The sequence below is a fragment of the Streptomyces echinatus genome (genome assembly GCF_014203595.1).
GTDB lineage: Bacteria > Actinomycetota > Actinomycetes > Streptomycetales > Streptomycetaceae > Streptomyces > Streptomyces echinatus.
The window spans coordinates 52,450-68,414 of record NZ_JACHJK010000009.1; the positions used below are offsets into that span (position 1 = coordinate 52,450).

The window sequence follows — 15,965 nt, forward strand, 5'->3', positions numbered from 1 at the left end:
GGCTCCCGCCCAGACCCATAACCCGGCCCACGCCCCCACCCCGGCCCCGGCCAAGGCCCCCGCCCCCGCCGCACACGCACCCGCTCCCACGCCCGAGCCCGTCCAGCGGTCCGTCGGCAGGTCCGCGGCGAGCACCCCGCTACTGGGCGGCGGAGACAAGACCCCGACTCCTTTGGCGCGGGCCGCTGTCGAGTCGTCCGCCGACACCAGCGGACCCGTGGCGCCCACCTCCGCTACGAGCGGCCGTACGACGCGGACCCCTGCCTCGGCGGCACGACCCGGTGCCCGCCCGAACGGATCCACCGGCGCCCCCTCCGCCTCACCGGGCCCCGGACTCCCGCCCACGGGCGCCCCTTCCGGCCCCGCCGCCCCGGACCGCCCACCGGCCACGGACACCACCGCCGGCTCACCCGGCCTGCGGCGCGGCGCCTCCGCCCAGGGGGCACCCCGCGCGGGTCTCGGCGCCCCGCTCCCGTCCCGCCCGGCCCCGTCGGCCCCGGACGGCCTGCCGACGCCCCCGGCGCCGCGGCCTCCGCACGCCGGCACCGCGTCTCGGCAGCCGGCTCCGGCGGCAACGCCCCCCGCCCAGGCCCCGGTTCAGCGCGCCCCCGGCGGGGTGGCCAAAGACGGCACCACCGCCCCCGGGCCGTCACGGCCCGAACCCTCCGCCCGGCCCCCCGCCGAGCGCCCGCACTCCGACGGCCGCCCGGCGACACGCTCCACCGCTGACGGCGGTGAGCGGGATCGCGAGGGCCAGGGCCGGCCCGGGCACGGTGCGCCGCCGCCCGGACAGCCGCCCGCCCACGGCGCCGAGAGGGACGGCGGACCCCGTCCCGCGACGCCGGTCCAGCGCCGCTCATCGGACCAGCCGAACGAACCGACCCGAGCGACCCGGCCGACGCCGACGTCCCGGACGGCCGGACCGGCCACGTCGGCCGGCACGGACACCGCGCCGACGCGGCCCGCGGGTTCCGCCCCGGACCCGCAGGCCGCCCCGGCCCGGCTCCCGGTTCAGCCGGCCACGCCGGCACCGGGACAGCCGCACGTCCAGCGCCGCACACCCCCCTCCTCCGCGCCGGTGCACGCCGGTACCGGCGCCGTGCCACGAGCCGTGTCCGCCCGCCGGAGCCCGTTGGGCGCGCCGGTGCCGGCCGTCCCCGCCGGTGCCACCCCGTTGGCCGCCCCGGCGGCCCCCGTCCGGCCGGCCGCTCCTCCGGCCGCTCCCTCGGCCCGTCCGGCACCCCCTCTCCCGGCACCCCCTCTCCCGGCACCGCCGGTGTCCCCGTTCGCCGCAGCGCCCCGGGGCGCGCCGGGCACCGGGCAGGTGGCCCCGGTCGCCGCCGCGCGCCCCGGCCGGACCACCGCGGCGCAGCCCCTCGCCCCGGTGCCCGGACAGGTGGGTCCGCCCCCCGTCCAGCGGACCACTCGCGACGCCACACCCGCCCCGGCGCCCACCACGGACGGACCGGCGGCGGCCCCGGACGGACCGGCGGGGACACCGGTTCCGGGAAGCGCCCCGCTCCCCCCGCCTCCGACCGCCGGGGCCGGTATCACGGCCGGCACCGGTGCCGGTGCCGCTCCGCCTCCCCGGCCCCCGGCGAGCGGCGCGTCCGCGCAGGCACTTCCCGTCCAGCGGTTCTGGCGGAAGCAGGCGTCCCCGTCCGGCCGCCGGGGCACCCCCGCGGCCGGTCACTCGGCCGTCGGCGCACTGGCCTCGGCGGCCGCCGCGACCGTCGCCACCGACCTGAGCCGGGGCTCGGGACCGGCCGGCGGCCACCGCGCGGAGGCCCCGCCGCCGTACACCGCCGGGCCCGGGACGCCGCCACCCCCGTACGGGGCACCGCCCGGCGGGCCGGCCTCCCACGGGACGGCGCCGCACGGGCCTCCCCCGGGCCCGCCGCCCCCGTACGCGGACGGCGGCTCGCCTCCCGCGTACACGGGGGTCTCCGCCGGTGCCTTCGACCCGAGGGAGCTGACCGACTTCCAGCTCGACGAACTCGTGCACCGCATCATCGGCCGCGTCACCCGGCTGATCCGTACCGAACTGCGCATGGACCGCGAACGCGTCGGCCGGCTCCGCGATCCCCGCCACTGACAGACCAGTGACACCACTGACAGAAAGGTCCGCCGCGATGTCCCGCCAGGACCCGGGCTCCACCATCTGGTTCACCCTCAGCATCGACGGCGAGAGCCTCGGCTACTTCAACGGCTGCCAGGGACTCTCGTCGCAGGTGGAGGTGGAACAGCGCCAGGAGGGCGGCAACAACGGCTTCGTCTGGCACCTGCCCACCCGGGTCACCTTCTCCACGATCCGGCTGACCCGTCCCCTCACCCCGGACACCGCCAAGGTGGCCAAGTGGATCTCGTCGGTGCAGACCGGGATCAAGCGTCCCACCGCCCAGATCGCGGCGCTGCGCGCGGACGGTTCGGAGGTGGCCCGCTGGGGCCTGATCGACGTGCTGCCGGTGAGCTGGACGGGACCCACTCTGGACCCCGCGAGCCCCGCCGTGGCCACCGAGGTGCTGGAGATCGCCCACCACGGATTCACGGACTGAGGGGACGGCACGACATGGCGAAGGGCAGCAGGGGCGGGGCCGGCAAGAGCCTCGTACGGGCCACGCTCGCGATCCACGAGCCGCCCGTCGGCACGAGCACCACACCCGGCGGGATCATCAGGACCTTCCGGTTCGACTTCAACCCGGCGCAGCTGTCGCTGACCCGCCGCGCGGAGTGGAAGTCCACGCCCACGCAGGTCGAACGGGACGGTTCGCTGCCCGAGTTCATGGGGGCGCTGCCGCGCGAGATGAGTGTCGAGATCTTCCTGGACTCGTCCGACGAGCCGGCCGGCAACACCGTGCTGAAGAAGGTCGAGTCGCTGCTCGACTGCTGTGAGACGACGGCGCGGAGCGTCGACGCCAAGCAGCCGTCCCCGCCCTGGGTGGTGCTCCAGTGGGGTTCGTTCTCCACGGCGCGGTTCGTGGCGTACGTGAGTTCCGTGGAGGCGAGCTACACCCTGTTCGGCACGACGGGCGCTCCGATCCGGGCCACCTGCCGGATGCAGCTGCACGAGATCCCCGGGCAGACCCTCGGGCAGAACCCGACCTCCGGGGCGCTGAAGGCGCAGCGGGTCCACCGGGTGGTGGCGGGCGACTCGCTGCAGTCGCTGGCCTGGCGTGAGTACGGCGACGCGACCGTGTGGCGGGCCATCGCCGACGCCAACGGCATCGACGACCCCTCCCGTCTGCCGACGGGCACGGAACTGGTGCTGCCCGCCGTCGAGGAGGTGCGTTCCTGATGCCGAAGTCCGCTTTCTCCAACGTCGTCGACGTACGGATCGGCGGCGCCAAGCTGCCGCCGGAGTTCGCGCGCGCCCTCGTGGACTGCTACGTCGACCAGGGCGCCGGGGTGCCGGCCGCGTTCCGGCTGACCTTCCGCGACCCCTACCGGCTGCTCCTGGGCAAACTGGGCGTCACCTTCGGCACGAAGGTGGTCATCGCGCCGGTCGCCGACGGGCAGGGGGCCGCCGATCCGCTGCTGACCGGCGAGGTCACCGGTCTGGAGGCGGACTACGACGGCACCGGCACGTTCACCGTGATCCGCGGTTACGACGCCGGTCACCGCCTGCTGCGCCAGCGGCGGGTCGCGGCCTACCGCAACCAGAGCGCCTCCGACATCGCCCGGAAACTGGCCCAGCAGGACGGGCTGCCGATCGGCCGGATCCAGCCGACCCGCACCGTCTACGAGTTCATCAGCCAGTCCAACGTGACCGACTGGGACTTCCTGGCGCGGCTGGCCGACGAGAACGAGATGGTCATGTCCGTCGACGCGGACGGGAGGTTCCAGTTCGTGCGTCCGCGGTCGGCCTCGGGGGCGCCCTCCCCGGACATCGGGGGCGACAAGAGCCCGTTCGTGCTCCAGGCGGGACACGACATCCTGCGGCTGCGGTCCGCGGTGACCGCGGCCGACCAGGTGGGCCGGGTCGAGGCACGCGGCTGGGACGTGACGACCAAGAAGAAGCTGACGGCCTCCTCGCGGGCGAGTCTGAATCCGGGCATCGGGATCGGCACCACGCCGGCCGCCGCCGCGGGCAGCTTCAAGCCGGCCCGGCTGGTCGGCACGGACACGCCCTACGACAAGCAGAGCGAGGTGCGGTTCGCGGCCGACGCCCTCGCCGACGACGTGACCGCCTCCTTCGCCGAACTGGAGGTCGCGGTCCGCGGGAACCCCAAGCTGCGCCCGGGAGTTCCGGTGGCGCTGGCGGACGTGGGCGCCCCGTTCGAGGGCAAGTACACGGCGACGTCGGTACGGCACGTGTTCGGCGACGGCACGCACTACGAGGCGTGGGTGACGGTCAGCGGCCGGCAGTGGCGGTCGCTGTACGGGCTGGCCTCGGGCGGCACCGACACCGGTCCCCGGCTGCCCGGCGTGGCCAACGCCCTCGTCACGGACGTGCAGGACCCGCTGAAGCAGGGACGGGTGAAGCTGCACTTCCCCTGGCTCGACGACGCGTACGTCAGTGACTGGACGCGGACCGTGCAGCTCGGCGGCAAGGGCGGCGGCGGGGTGTTCCCGATGGACGTCGGCGACGAGGTGCTGGTCGCCTTCGACCGGGGCGCGCTGGACCACCCGTTCGTGATCGGCGGGCTCTACAACGGGCGGGACAGGCCGACCACGGTGTCCGACGTGCCGCTGCACGACGGGCTGAAGAAGCAGGCCTCCCGGCACACCGTCGCCGACCGGACCGGCAACCGGCTGGACCTGCTGAGCCAGCGGACCGGGGGCCGCAAGCAGGGCGTCCGGCTCGCCACCGGCAACGACAAGCTGGTGATCAACCTGGACCGGACGAAGACGGAGATCACCGTGGACAGCAAGGGCGCCGTGAGTATCAAGGGCGGCCGGTCGGTGTCCGTGGAGGCGGGCACCGACCTGTCGCTGAGCGCGCGGCGGAACCTGAGCATCAAGAGCGGCGGCATGCTCGACATCGAGGGGCGCGGCCTGGTCAACCTCAAGTCCCTCACCGGCGCGGTCACCGTGGACGCCCTGGGCGCTTTGAGCCTGAAGGCGCTGGGCGCGGCCTCGATCACCGCGGGCGGCAGCGTGCAGATCACCTCGATCGCCAACGTGGGCATCCGGGCCGCCACCGTTCCGATCATGGGCGCGCTGACCTCCAACGGGCTGGTCGTGATGGTGGTGCCGGCATGAGCGGGTGCACGGGCCGCGCGGAGAGGCGGGTGGGTCGCTGATGGCCGAGCAGTTCGTCGGCTCCGGCTGGTCGTTCCCGCTGCGGATCGGCCCGACCGGTGGTATCGCCCTGGTGAGCGGCGAGCGGGAGGTCGAGGAGGCGATCCGGCTGGTGCTGTCGACCGCGCCGGGTGAGCGGCCGATGCGGCCCGACTTCGGCTGCGCGATCCACGACCTGGTGTTCGCGCCGGTCAACGAACAGACCGCGGGCCGTATCCAGCACGAGGTCCACGTCAGCCTGGACCGGTGGGAGCCGCGCATCCAGGTGGAGGAGGTCGAGGTCACGGCGGGTACGGACCGCAGCGTCCTCTACATCGACGTCCGCTACTCGATCCGCGGCACCAACAACCCGCGCAGCCTGGTCTTCCCCTTCTACGTCATTCCGTCCCACGACGAGCCGGGAAACGACTCCCCGGCTCCGGAAAGCGACCGCTGATGGCCCTGCCCTCCCCGAATCTCGACGACCGCCGCTTCCAGCAGTTCGTCGACGACGCCAAGCGCTACATACAGCAGCGCGCCCCGGAGTGGACCGACCACAACGTCTCCGACCCGGGTGTCACCCTCATCGAGACGGTCGCGCACATGGCCGACCAGATCGTGTACCGGCTCAACCGGGTGCCGGAGAAGAACCACCTGGCCTTCCTGGACCTGGTGGGGATCACCCTGTTCCCGCCCACGGCCGCGCGCACGGACGTGACGTTCTGGCTGTCGGCGCCCCAGGAGGAGCCGGTCCGGGTGCCGCCCGGCACCGAGACCGCCACCGTGCGCACCGAGAGCGAGGAGGCGGTCGTCTTCGCCACCGAGCGCGATCTGACGATCGTCCCGTGCGCGCTGCGGCACCTGATGGTGCAGCACCGCGGCGAGGCGGCCGTCGACCGCACGCACGACCTCGCCGACGAGGACAAGGACGTGCTCTGCTTCGCCGAGTCGCCCGGTGTCGGCGACAGCATGCTCCTGGGCCTGACCGCCGCCGTGCCGCACTGCGCGCTCGCCCTCGACCTGGACAGCAGGGTGGACGGCGTCGGCGTCGACCCGCGCCAGCCCCCGCTGGTGTGGGAGGCGTGGACGGCGGACGGCTGGCGGCCCTGCGAGGTCGACCGGGACGGCACCGGCGGCCTGAACCGGCCGGGCGAGGTGGTCCTGCACGTTCCCGGCGGGCACGTGCTGTCCCGCAACGCCGGCCGGGAGGCGGGCTGGCTGCGCTGCCGGGTCACCGAGCCGCTGGCCGGACAGCCCTTCTACACGACGTCTCCGACGGTCCGCTCGGCCGAGGCGTTCACGATCGGCGGCACCACGACCGCCGTGCACGCGGAGACCGTGCGCGACGAGGCGCTCGGCGAGGCGACCGGCCTGCCGGGACAGCGGCTGCGCCTCGCGCACGCGCCGGTGGTCGGCGACGAGCCGCCGGTGCTGCTGCAGACCGCCGAGCACGAGGGTTGGACGGACTGGCTGGTGGTGCGCGACTTCGCGGCCTCGGGACCGTCGGACCGGCACATCACCCTGGACGCCGCGACCGGTGAGATCGCCTTCGGACCCGCGGTGCGCCAACCGGACGGCTCGCTCCGCCAGTTCGGGGCGGTGGCCGGCAAGGGCACGCCGGTCAGGGCCCGCCGCTACCGCACGGGCGGGGGCCGGGCCGGCAACGTCGCCCGGGGCGCCGTGCAGATCCTGCGCACCTCCATCCCGTACGTCTCGGAGGTGGTCAACCGGGAGGCGGCGCAGGGTGGTGTGGACGGCGAGACGGTGGAGGAGGCGAAGGTCCGGGCGCCGATCACCCTGCGCGCCCAGGACCGGGCGGTGACCCTGCGCGACTACGAGGAGCTGGCCCGCCGCGCCGCTCCCGAGACCGCCCGGATCACCTGTCTGGAGGGCGAGGAGAGCGAGCACGGGGCCTACGCGGTCCGGCTGCTGGTGGTGCCGCAGGCGGTGCCCGATCCGGGCGGGCGGCTACGGTTCGAGCAACTGGTGCCCGGAGACGGCCTGCTGGAGCGCATCACCCGGCACCTGGACGAACGGCGGCTGATCGGCACCCGGCTGGCGGTCGGCCCGCCGTACTACCAGGGGGTGACGGTCGTGGCCACGGTGCACGCGTTCCGCGGGGTGGACACCGACCGGGTCCGCCGGGCGGCGTACGACGCCCTGTACCGGCACCTGGACCCGCTCACCGGCGGTGCGGAAGGCACCGGCTGGCCGTTCGGCCGTCCGGTGCAGAGCGGCGAGGTGTTCGCGGTGCTCCAGCGGGTGCCGGGGGTGGAACTGGTCGACGAGGTGCGGCTGCACCCGGCGGATCCGCTGACCGGCAAGCGCGGCGACGCGACCGACCGCATCGACCTGTCGGCGCCGTCCCTGGTGTTCTCCTACGACCACCGTGTCCGGGTGATCGGGGACGGCTCCTGATGAGAGGTTCCATCGACGGCCTGGGCTCGTCCGCGCCGATCGGCATGATGCTGCCCGCCGTGTTCGCCGACGACGACCTCGCGCAGCGGTTCGTCGCCGGACTCGACGACGTGCTGGCCCCCGTGCACAGCGTTCTGGACTGTCTGGACACGTATTTCCGGCCCTCGCTCGCCCCGCTGGACTTCGCCCAGTGGCTGGGCGACTGGGTGGGGGCCGAGACCGAGGGCGTGGAGCGCGAGCCGCTCGTGCGGGCCGCCGTGGCCGCCGCCGCCCACCTCCACCGCATCCGCGGGACGCGGCGCGGCCTGGTGGAGGCGGTGCGTCTCGCCTTCGGGGTGCGTCCGGAGGTCACCGAGAGCGGCGGGGCGTCGTGGGACGCCCGTCCGCTGGGCGGGTTCCCCGGCCAGGCCCGGCCCGCGCTCCACGTGCACCTGCGCCTGCCCGACCCGACCCCCGCGGACCGGCACCGCCTGGACGCCCTGGTGGCCGCCGCCCGTCCCGCCCACATGCCGTACACGGTGCGGGTGACCGCCGTGGACCGCGCCGATACCGACGGTGCCGAGGGCGCCGTACCCACCGAAAGGACCTCCGAGCGATGACGACCCCCCAGAACTGCGCCGAATGCGGCACCCGCGCGGAACCGGGCCAGTCGTTCTGCGACGCCTGCGGGGCGGTGCTCGGCTGGACGGACCGGGCCTCGGCGCGGGCCTCGGCCGGTGCCCCGGCGGCCGGTTCCCCGGCGGCTTCTTCCCCGACGACCGGTTCGCCGAGGACCGGTTCCCCGACGACCGGTGCTCCGGCGGGTGGTCCCCCGGCGACCGGTGTTCCGGTGGCCGGGACGACGGCCCGTGCCGGGGCGGACACCCCCGGCCGGGCGCCCGGGGCCCGGCCGGAGGCGCGCACCGGTGATTCGGGAGAGGCGCCGGCCGACGGCCGGCGGCAGGGCGGGGACGCCCACCACGCGGCGCCCGCCCCGGCCGGGGACGGCCCGCACACCCCAGCCGGCCCGGCCGCCCCGGACGACGCCGGCCGGTACGGCGCCCACGCGGCAGCCTCCCCGGACACCGCACCGGATCCGGCTCCGCACGCGCCGTACGCCGGCCCTCCCGGGGGCCCCGCGTCCGCGCCGGCCGCTCCGCACCGGGCGCACCGGCCGGGGTCCGAGACGGCGCCCACCGAACCACTGCCCTCGGCGGCTTCCCCCGGCCCCGGCTCCGGCGGCCCCGGCTCCGGCGGTGCCGACGACGGCCTCGACCGTGCCCGCCGTCTCCTGGTTCCCCTCAGCGACCCCGAGGCCCGGCCCGACGCTCCCGCCTCCGTCGATCCGGTGCTGCCCGGACGCCCGGAGCACCGGCGCCCACAGACCGTGCGGGCTCCCGGCGAGGAGGCCGGTGCGCACGGGGGCACGCCCTGCCCCTGGTGCTCGACGCCCAACCGCCCCGAACGGCACTTCTGCGCGCGTTGCGCGATGCCCATGGCCGGCGAGCAGCCGGCGGTGGCGCCCGGGAGGCTGCCCTGGTGGCGACGGCTGCGGTGGTCCGGCGACCGGGAGACCCCGTGGGCCGGCGACCGGCCGCGGCTGCGCCGCGCCTTCGACCGCGTCCTGGGCTGGGCGGGTGCCGCGCTGGTGCTGGCCCTGCTCGCCGCACTGGTCGCCGGCATCCCCAAGGGCGTGCAGGCGACCCGTGACCACTTCGCCAAGCGCGCCCCGGTCGCTCCGGACGGCTACCGCGCCTCCCGCTCCTTCCCGGGGCACAAGCCGCAACTGGCGTTCGACAAGCTCAACAACACCTGGTGGGGGCCGGGGGTGGCGGACTCCGGGAAGGGGCAGTGGATCGAGGCCGAGTTCGCCGAGCCGACCCGGCTGCTGGACCTGCTGATCACCCCCGGCGAGTCGACCCGCCCGGACCAGCTCTCCCGGTCCGCGCTCCCGCACCGCGTCGAGGTGCGCATCACCGGCGCGGACGGCAGGACGACGACCCGGACGCTCAACCTGGACCAGGGAGCGGGCGCCCAGCGCGTCGCCTTCCGCGTCGGCGAGGTCACCGCCGTCCGCTTCACCCTGGAATCGGCCTACCAGCCGTCCCCGACCAAGCAGGTGGCCATCGCCGAGATCGAGTTCTTCGGCCCGTCCCACCAGTCCTGACCGTCCCTCCGCGACGGGTCCGGTCGCGGAGGCCGCCTCCGCCGCCCGAGGCCCCCGGCCGAGAGGAAGGGGCTCCGGGAACGGTCGAGGGCCCTGCCTCACCATGGGTGAGGCAGGGCCCTCATCTGCGACGTCGGAGCGAAGCTCCCGTCGGGACGACAGGATTTGAACCTGCGACCCCTTGACCCCCAGTCAAGTGCGCTACCAAGCTGCGCCACGTCCCGATGCGGTGTGACCTGGGGTTTCCCCCGGCCGAACGCGCAGAGAAACAATACCGCACTCGGATCGGTGGTCGCGCATCCCTTTCCCTGTTGACCTCGAGCTTGGTTGAGGTTGCACGATCGTCGGCATGACGATCACAGCGGACCAGGACCGTACGTACGGCTACGACACGTACGGCTACGACGACCTCCCCCGGCTGATGGGGATGATGACCGGCGACGAGAAGCACGGTCCGGCGGCCACCTCCACGCTCGACGTGCTGTGGGTGCTCTACGACCGCGTCCTCCGGGTCGCCCCGGAGCGACGGGACGACCCGGCCCGGGACCGCTTCCTGCTCAGCAAGGGGCACGGACCGATGGCGTACTACGCCGTGCTCGCCGCGAAGGGGTTCGTGCCCGTCGACTGGCTGCCGGGTTTCGGGGCGTACGACTCCCCGCTCGGGCACCACCCGGACCGCGTGCTGGTGCCGGGGGCGGAGATCGGCAGCGGGTCGCTCGGGCACGGGCTGCCGATCGCCGTCGGCACCGCGCTGGGTCTGCGGGCGCAGGGCCGGCCCGACCCGGCGGTGTGGGTGCTGATCGGGGACGCCGAGCTGGACGAGGGCAGCAACCACGAGGCGATCGCCTTCGCCGGGCCGGCCGGCCTGGACCGGCTGCACGCCGTCGTGATCGACAACTCCTCCGCCAGCCACGCGCTGCCCGGCGGCATCGCCGCCCGGTTCGAGGCCGCGGGCTGGTCCGCGGTGACCGTCGACGGACGCGACCACGAGGCGCTGCACGCCGCGTTCACCGCGGCGCATCCGGGCCGGCCGCATGTCGTCGTGGCCCGTGTCGAGCCGAAGAACTGACCTCCCCCGCTCTCCGGAAAGGGCACACCTCCATGGACACCATGCGTGACCGTTTCGCCCCCGTCGTCTCCCGGCTGCTGGACGAGGACCCGCGGGTCGCGGTCGTCCTCGCCGAGATCGGCCGGGACGGGTTCCGCGAGGCCGAGCGCCGGCACCCCGACCGGGTGATCAACGTCGGCATCCGCGAACAGCTGCTGATCGGCACGGCGGCAGGGCTGGCGCTCACCGGGCTGCGGCCCGTGGTGCACACCTTCGCCAGCTTTCTGGTGGAACGGCCGTTCGAGCAGGTCAAGCTGGATCTGGGGCACCAGGACACGGGCGCGGTGCTGGTGAGCGCCGCTGCCTCCTTCGACTGGCCGGCCGGCGGCTTCACCCACATGGCCCCCGGCGACGTGGCCCTCCTGGACACCCTGGACGGCTGGACCGTGCATGTCCCAGGGCATCCGGACGAGGCCGAGACGCTGCTGCACCACGCGGTCGCCGCGGGCGACGACAAGGTGTACGTGCGGCTGTCCGTGCAGTCCAACCGGCAGGGCAGGGTGATCGACGGGCGGCACTTCGTCACGGTCCGCGAGGGCCGCTCGGGTGTCGTCGTCGCCGTCGGACCGGTGCTGGACACGGTCCTCGCCGCCACGGAGGGGCTGGACGTGACCGTGCTCTACGCGACGACCGTGCGCCCCTTCGACGCGGCCGGCCTGCGCCGGGCGACGGACGCGGCCGGTACGGACGTCGTGCTGGTCGAGCCCTACCTGGCCGGGACGTCGACAGCCGCGGTGAGCGAGGCGCTGTCCGACGTGCCGCACCGGGTGCTCGGCCTCGGCGTCGGCCGCCGTGAGCTGCGCCGCTACGGCACGATCGAGGAGCATACGGCCGCGCACGGCCTGGACGCGGCGAGCCTGCGCGCGCGGATCGGCGGCTTCGTCGGCGCCGGGCGGGTGCCGGCGGGCCGGTGAACCCCGGGGCTCAGGCGGCGGGGGTGCGCGGCTCGGCCCGGACCAGGTCGCGTATCGCCGGTGTCGCGAGCAGGGTCGCCGCCACGACGAGGCTCACGGCGCCGGCGGTCAGCAGCACATGGCCGGCGCCCAGCGCTCCGGCCGCCGGGCCGGCGAGGGCCTGGCCCACCGGCATCATGGCGAGGGACCCGGCCACGTCGTAGGCGTGGATGCGGTTGAGGACGTCGGCCGGGACCTGTGTCTGCACGGTGGTCGCCCACATCACGCCCCAGAACGACATGCCGGCCCCGGCGAGCGCGGCCCCGGCCGCCATGGCCGGTACGCCGAGGCCCGCCCCGACGGCCGCCGGGAAACCGAAGAAGGCGAAGAGGGCGAGCGCGCCCGCGCGGAGCATACGGCGGGGGCGCAGCCGGAGGGCGAGCAGGCCGCCGACCACCGTGCCCGCGCCCAGGGCCGAGTTGAGCAGGCCGTAGGCGCGCGGGCCGTGGTGCCGGACGACTTCGGTCGCCACGAGGGGGACGGTCGGGCCCCAGACCGCGATCATGTAGAGACACCAGACGGCGATCACGCCCCACAGCCAGGTGCGGGAGCGGAACTCCCGCCAGCCGTCGACGAGATCGTCAGGGAAGGCGCGCGGGGCGGAACCGGTGGTGGCCCGGGCGCCCGCGGGCAGCGGGGGCAGCCGGAGCAGGAGCAGGCACAGGGCGCTGAGCGCGTAGGTGGCGGCGTGCACGGCGAAGAGACCGCCGGGCGAGGCGACACCGACCAGGACGCCGGCGACGGCCGGGCCCGCGAGCTGGGCCGCGGACTCGGCGACGCGGATCGCGCCGTTCGCCCCCTGGACGTCCGCCGCGAGGCGGGGCACGGTGCTGGCGACGCCCGGCTGGAAGACCGCGCCGGCCACGCCGTTGACGACGCCGATGGCGCAGATCTGCCAGAGCACCACGTGCCCGGTGAAGAACAGACCCGCGGCGAGGGACTGGGTGCCGACCCTGACGAGGTCGGCGCCGATCATCAGTCTGCGGGTGCTGAACCGGTCGGCGACGACCCCGCCGAAGACCACCAGCCCGGCGAACGCGGCGACCGTGGAGGCCATGGCGAGGCCGACCGCGCCCGCGCCGTACCCGTGCTCCAGCAGGCCCGCGGCGAGGGCGACGGGCAGCATGGTGTCGCCGAGGCGGGCGACGGCCCGGGCCACGAAGAACAGCGCGAAGTCCCGCGACCACACGGCCGGGGCGCCGCCGGCCGCGGCCCTCCGCACCCCCTGGGCGGCGATGCCGCGCCCCGCGTCCGTTCCGGTCATCCCGAGTGCTCCCCTCCCGGCCGTCCGGCTCTCCGCCGGCGGAGCCGTCCCCGCCGTGCCCTGCCCGGTGCCGCTTCCGCCGCGCGGGATCCTGCCATCACCCGGCCGCGCCCGCCGGGAATTTCAGTCGCCGGACGGGCGCCCCAACTCGGGGTGGGCGTCAAGGAGTCCGGGCGGGGCCGCCTGGCGCCAGGAGTCGGCCAGGATGTCCCGCAGCTCGGTGTCGTCCTCCAGGGCGGCGAGTCTCGCTCTCACCCAGGCGAACTGGGCCTCGTGGTCGGCGATCCAGAACTTCTCCGGTTCGGCCAGCACCAGTTCGTCGCGCTCCTCCTTGGGGCAGCGCACGGCGATGGACGTCTCGTCCTCGGGAAGGGTGGCGAACATCTTCCCGGTCACCCGGAACGTGGGCATGTTCCAGGCGACCTTCTCCGTGGTGTCCGGCAGGGACAGGGCGATTCGGCGTACGTCTTCTGCATCCGGCATGCCACGCACGGTAGCTCCCGCCACTGACAGTCATCCTCCGGGGAGCGTCCAGCCGGCCGTCGTCGGCCCCGGTCTCCCATGAACGCTGTACCGATGTGGGTGGCTCCCCCTTTCCCGTCACGGCCGGCGACCGGCGTAGGTGTCGCCGGGAGCGCCTCGACCACAAGGCACTCCCGAAGGGCAACCCCTGTGATCAGCGGGACCTGGACGACCACCTCTCCCGCTGGTTCGGCGAGCCCGCCGGCTGACGGCACGGGCGTTGCCGGCGCGGGCGCGGGTGCGTCCGTCAGCGGTCGGTCCCGGCGCCGGCCCTCGAAACCGGTGCCGGCCGGGTCGAGAGGTTGCGGTAGTAGAGGGTCGTGGGACGCAGCTCGCCCAGCGGGTTCGCCGCGTAGTCGGGGATGGTGCCGGCCCGGGTCCAGCCGGCCGTGCGGTACAGGTGCTCGGCGGGGCTGCCGGTCTCGGTGTCGAGGTGGAGCAGGGTGCGGCCGTCGGCGGCGGCCGCCCGCTCGGCGGTGGCCAGGAGCCGGCGGCCGAGGCCCTGTCCCCGCGCGGCACGGTGCACCATCAGCTTGACCACCTCGGCGCGGTGCCGGCTGTTCGTCCTGCCGGGGAAGGCCAGGCCGACCGTGCCGGTCACCGTGCCGGCGCGGTCCACGGCGGCCCAGACGGCAAGGTGTCCCGCCGTCACGGCATCGGCCCGCTCCCGCCACCAGGCGACCGCCTCCGCATGACCGAGCGGCGCGAGGAAGCCGACCGAGGCGCCCGAGGCGACGGTGTCGGTCAGCAGCGCCGCCAGGCCGTCGGCCCGGTCGCGTACGCGGGCGCCGGTCCAGCGCTCCACCCTCATGGCCGCACCACCGCCAGCACGTACCGCGCCTCACCGGGCCCGGAACAGCGGAACCGGGTCGCGCCGGACACCCGCATGCGCAGGCAGTCGCCCGCGCCGAGCCGGTGGGCCCGCTCCCCCACGGTCACTTCGAGCGCTCCCTCCAGCAGCCACAGGTGCTGTTCCAGTCCGGGCACGGGCGGCCGGTCGTAGGCGAGGTCCGCGCCCGGGGTGAGCCGGCCCTCGACCAGTTCGCCGCGCAGCCCGGTGTGCGGCGGGGACACGGAGCGGCGGACGAAGCCGGACCCGCGGTCCTCCCACACCTGCTGGTCGGCGGCCCGGACCAGCGGCGCCGGTGCCGCCTCGACCTCGCTGAGCAGCTGGGACATGGTGCGGCCGTAGACATGGCAGAGCCGGTTCAGGACGGCGGCGGTGGGGCTGGTCTCCGCGCGTTCGGCACGGGACAGGGTGGACCGGCTGATTCCGCTGCGCTCGGCCAATTCGCCCAGGGACCAGCCGTGCTGGGCGCGCAACTCGGCCAGCCGGGCACCGAGGAGGAGATCGACAGAATTCTCGCTTCTCATATCCGGGACGCTATCCCGAATGTGAGACGGCCCTGTTACGGAAGCCTCACGCCCGGGCCGCCTCGCCGAGCGCCTCCAGCACAGGGCGGATCAGCGGATGTCCCTCGGCTCCCCGGCGGACGGCCGCGAAGACCCTCCGGGTCGGGGCGATGCCGTCGACGGGGCGTACGACCACACCGGCCAGGTCCATGCCGCGCAGCGCGGAGCGCGGTACGAGGGCCACGCCGGCGTCGGCCGAGGCGAGGGCGACGACGGCACGGAAGTCGTCGGAGGAGTGTTCGAGCCGCGGCTGGAAGCCCGCGCTCTCACAGGCGAGGACCACCACGTCGTGGCAGGGGTTGCCGGGGTACGGGCCGATCCAGGCATCCTTGGCCAGCTCGGCGAGGGGAACCTCGGGGGCGTCCGCCAGGCGGTGGTCCAGCGGTACGACCGCGTCGAACGGCTCGGCGTAGAGCGGTACGTGGGTCAGCCGGGGGTCGTCGGCCGAGGGGGCGCCCCGGTACTCGACGGCGACCGCGACATCGACCTGCCGGTCCAGCACCATGGGCAGGCTGGCGTCGCCCTCCGCGTCCTGGACCCGGATCCGTATGCCGGGCGCCGCGGCGGCGAGCCGGGCCACGGCCGGGGCCACGACCTGGGCGATGCCGGTCGCGAAGGCCGCCACCGTGACCGTGCCCGCCTCACCCGAGCCGTAGGCGGCCAGCTCGGCCTCGGCGCGCTCCAGCTGGGCGAGGACGACGTTGGTGTGGCTGAGCAGGATCTCGCCGGCCGGGGTGAGCCGTACCCCCTTGGCACCGCGGTCGACCAGGCGGTGGCCGGTCTCCTGCTCCAGCGCCGTCAGCTGCTGGGAGACGGCGGAGGGGGTGAGATACAGCGCGGCGGCCGCCGCGGTGACCGTGCGGTGGTCGGCCACCGCACGGAGGATGTGGAGCCGCCGCGCTTCGATCATGCCCTCCATTA

Annotated in this window: 15 protein-coding genes and 1 tRNA gene; 10 read left to right on the forward strand and 6 right to left on the reverse strand. The window is 75.1% G+C overall.

Features of this window, described 5'->3' with window-relative positions; translation table 11 throughout:
• Positions 1–1,276: 1,276 nt before the first annotated feature.
• The 8 genes from FHS34_RS24515 to FHS34_RS24550 are packed head-to-tail and all read left to right on the forward strand — an operon-like array spanning position 1,277 to position 9,784.
• Positions 1,277–2,095, forward strand: a complete 819-nt coding sequence (locus FHS34_RS24515) for a hypothetical protein (RefSeq protein ID WP_184969040.1) — start codon at positions 1,277–1,279, stop codon at positions 2,093–2,095.
• A gap of 37 nt (positions 2,096–2,132) precedes the next feature.
• Positions 2,133–2,555: a phage tail protein gene (locus FHS34_RS24520; protein ID WP_184969042.1), complete on the forward strand. Its 423-nt coding sequence runs from the start codon at positions 2,133–2,135 to the stop codon at positions 2,553–2,555.
• A 14-nt stretch (positions 2,556–2,569) separates the two neighbouring features.
• Complete coding sequence (locus FHS34_RS24525; RefSeq protein ID WP_184969044.1) at positions 2,570–3,295, forward strand: CIS tube protein; 726 nt, start codon at positions 2,570–2,572, stop codon at positions 3,293–3,295.
• A complete protein-coding gene (locus FHS34_RS24530) occupies positions 3,295–5,202 on the forward strand; it encodes a VgrG-related protein (RefSeq protein WP_184969046.1) in 1,908 nt (635 codons plus the stop codon). The genes FHS34_RS24525 and FHS34_RS24530 overlap by 1 nt, the downstream gene beginning before the upstream one ends.
• Before the next feature lie 40 nt (positions 5,203–5,242).
• A complete protein-coding gene (locus FHS34_RS24535) occupies positions 5,243–5,677 on the forward strand; it encodes a gp25 family contractile injection system sheath assembly initiator (protein ID WP_184969048.1) in 435 nt (144 codons plus the stop codon).
• Positions 5,677–7,638, forward strand: a complete 1,962-nt coding sequence (locus tag FHS34_RS24540; RefSeq protein ID WP_184969050.1) for a putative baseplate assembly protein — start codon at positions 5,677–5,679, stop codon at positions 7,636–7,638. The genes FHS34_RS24535 and FHS34_RS24540 overlap by 1 nt, the downstream gene beginning before the upstream one ends.
• Positions 7,638–8,237, forward strand: coding sequence for a phage tail protein (locus FHS34_RS24545; RefSeq protein WP_184969052.1), 600 nt, complete (start codon positions 7,638–7,640; stop codon positions 8,235–8,237). Before FHS34_RS24540 ends, FHS34_RS24545 begins: the two co-directional genes overlap by 1 nt.
• On the forward strand, positions 8,234–9,784 hold the full coding sequence (locus tag FHS34_RS24550) for an NADase-type glycan-binding domain-containing protein (protein WP_184969054.1): 1,551 nt from the start codon (positions 8,234–8,236) through the stop codon (positions 9,782–9,784). Before FHS34_RS24545 ends, FHS34_RS24550 begins: the two co-directional genes overlap by 4 nt.
• A 150-nt stretch (positions 9,785–9,934) precedes the next feature.
• On the opposite strand, the gene FHS34_RS24555 is transcribed toward FHS34_RS24550, so the two are convergent.
• Positions 9,935–10,008 (reverse strand) — tRNA-Pro (locus FHS34_RS24555).
• Positions 10,009–10,133: 125 nt separating this feature from the next.
• Between FHS34_RS24555 and FHS34_RS24560 the strand changes: the two genes are divergently transcribed.
• Positions 10,134–10,853 (forward strand): thiamine pyrophosphate-binding protein, encoded by a 720-nt coding sequence (locus tag FHS34_RS24560; protein ID WP_184969056.1) that lies wholly within the window; start codon positions 10,134–10,136, stop codon positions 10,851–10,853.
• Between the two features lie 32 nt (positions 10,854–10,885).
• Positions 10,886–11,806 (forward strand): transketolase family protein, encoded by a 921-nt coding sequence (locus FHS34_RS24565; RefSeq protein WP_184969058.1) that lies wholly within the window; start codon positions 10,886–10,888, stop codon positions 11,804–11,806.
• Positions 11,807–11,816: 10 nt separating this feature from the next.
• Here the strand turns inward: FHS34_RS24565 and FHS34_RS24570 are convergent, their stop codons facing one another.
• The 5 genes from FHS34_RS24570 to FHS34_RS24590 form a co-directional block, all read right to left on the reverse strand.
• Complete coding sequence (locus FHS34_RS24570) at positions 11,817–13,109, reverse strand: MFS transporter (RefSeq protein ID WP_184969060.1); 1,293 nt, start codon at positions 13,107–13,109, stop codon at positions 11,817–11,819.
• 123 nt (positions 13,110–13,232) lie between these two features.
• Entirely contained in the window at positions 13,233–13,592 is a 360-nt protein-coding gene (locus tag FHS34_RS24575) for an MmcQ/YjbR family DNA-binding protein (protein WP_184969062.1), read from the reverse strand.
• A gap of 286 nt (positions 13,593–13,878) precedes the next feature.
• Positions 13,879–14,442: a GNAT family N-acetyltransferase gene (locus FHS34_RS24580; RefSeq protein WP_184969064.1), complete on the reverse strand. Its 564-nt coding sequence runs from the start codon at positions 14,440–14,442 to the stop codon at positions 13,879–13,881.
• Complete coding sequence (locus tag FHS34_RS24585) at positions 14,439–15,005, reverse strand: helix-turn-helix domain-containing protein (RefSeq protein WP_184969066.1); 567 nt, start codon at positions 15,003–15,005, stop codon at positions 14,439–14,441. Before FHS34_RS24585 ends, FHS34_RS24580 begins: the two co-directional genes overlap by 4 nt.
• Before the next feature lie 46 nt (positions 15,006–15,051).
• Positions 15,052–15,954, reverse strand: a complete 903-nt coding sequence (locus tag FHS34_RS24590) for a LysR family transcriptional regulator (protein ID WP_184969068.1) — start codon at positions 15,952–15,954, stop codon at positions 15,052–15,054.
• Positions 15,955–15,965: the final 11 nt, after the last annotated feature.

Coding starts and splice junctions, on each gene's coding strand:
- FHS34_RS24520 (WP_184969042.1), top strand. CDS start 2,133: ATGTCCCGCCAGGACCCGGGCTCCACCATCTGGTTCACCCTCAGCATC.
- FHS34_RS24525 (WP_184969044.1), top strand. CDS start 2,570: ATGGCGAAGGGCAGCAGGGGCGGGGCCGGCAAGAGCCTCGTACGGGCC.
- FHS34_RS24530 (WP_184969046.1), top strand. CDS start 3,295: ATGCCGAAGTCCGCTTTCTCCAACGTCGTCGACGTACGGATCGGCGGC.
- FHS34_RS24535 (WP_184969048.1), top strand. CDS start 5,243: ATGGCCGAGCAGTTCGTCGGCTCCGGCTGGTCGTTCCCGCTGCGGATC.
- FHS34_RS24540 (WP_184969050.1), top strand. CDS start 5,677: ATGGCCCTGCCCTCCCCGAATCTCGACGACCGCCGCTTCCAGCAGTTC.
- FHS34_RS24545 (WP_184969052.1), top strand. CDS start 7,638: ATGAGAGGTTCCATCGACGGCCTGGGCTCGTCCGCGCCGATCGGCATG.
- FHS34_RS24550 (WP_184969054.1), top strand. CDS start 8,234: ATGACGACCCCCCAGAACTGCGCCGAATGCGGCACCCGCGCGGAACCG.
- FHS34_RS24560 (WP_184969056.1), top strand. CDS start 10,134: ATGACGATCACAGCGGACCAGGACCGTACGTACGGCTACGACACGTAC.
- FHS34_RS24565 (WP_184969058.1), top strand. CDS start 10,886: ATGGACACCATGCGTGACCGTTTCGCCCCCGTCGTCTCCCGGCTGCTG.
- FHS34_RS24570 (WP_184969060.1), bottom strand. CDS start 13,109: ATGACCGGAACGGACGCGGGGCGCGGCATCGCCGCCCAGGGGGTGCGG.
- FHS34_RS24575 (WP_184969062.1), bottom strand. CDS start 13,592: ATGCCGGATGCAGAAGACGTACGCCGAATCGCCCTGTCCCTGCCGGAC.
- FHS34_RS24580 (WP_184969064.1), bottom strand. CDS start 14,442: ATGAGGGTGGAGCGCTGGACCGGCGCCCGCGTACGCGACCGGGCCGAC.
- FHS34_RS24585 (WP_184969066.1), bottom strand. CDS start 15,005: ATGAGAAGCGAGAATTCTGTCGATCTCCTCCTCGGTGCCCGGCTGGCC.
- FHS34_RS24590 (WP_184969068.1), bottom strand. CDS start 15,954: ATGATCGAAGCGCGGCGGCTCCACATCCTCCGTGCGGTGGCCGACCAC.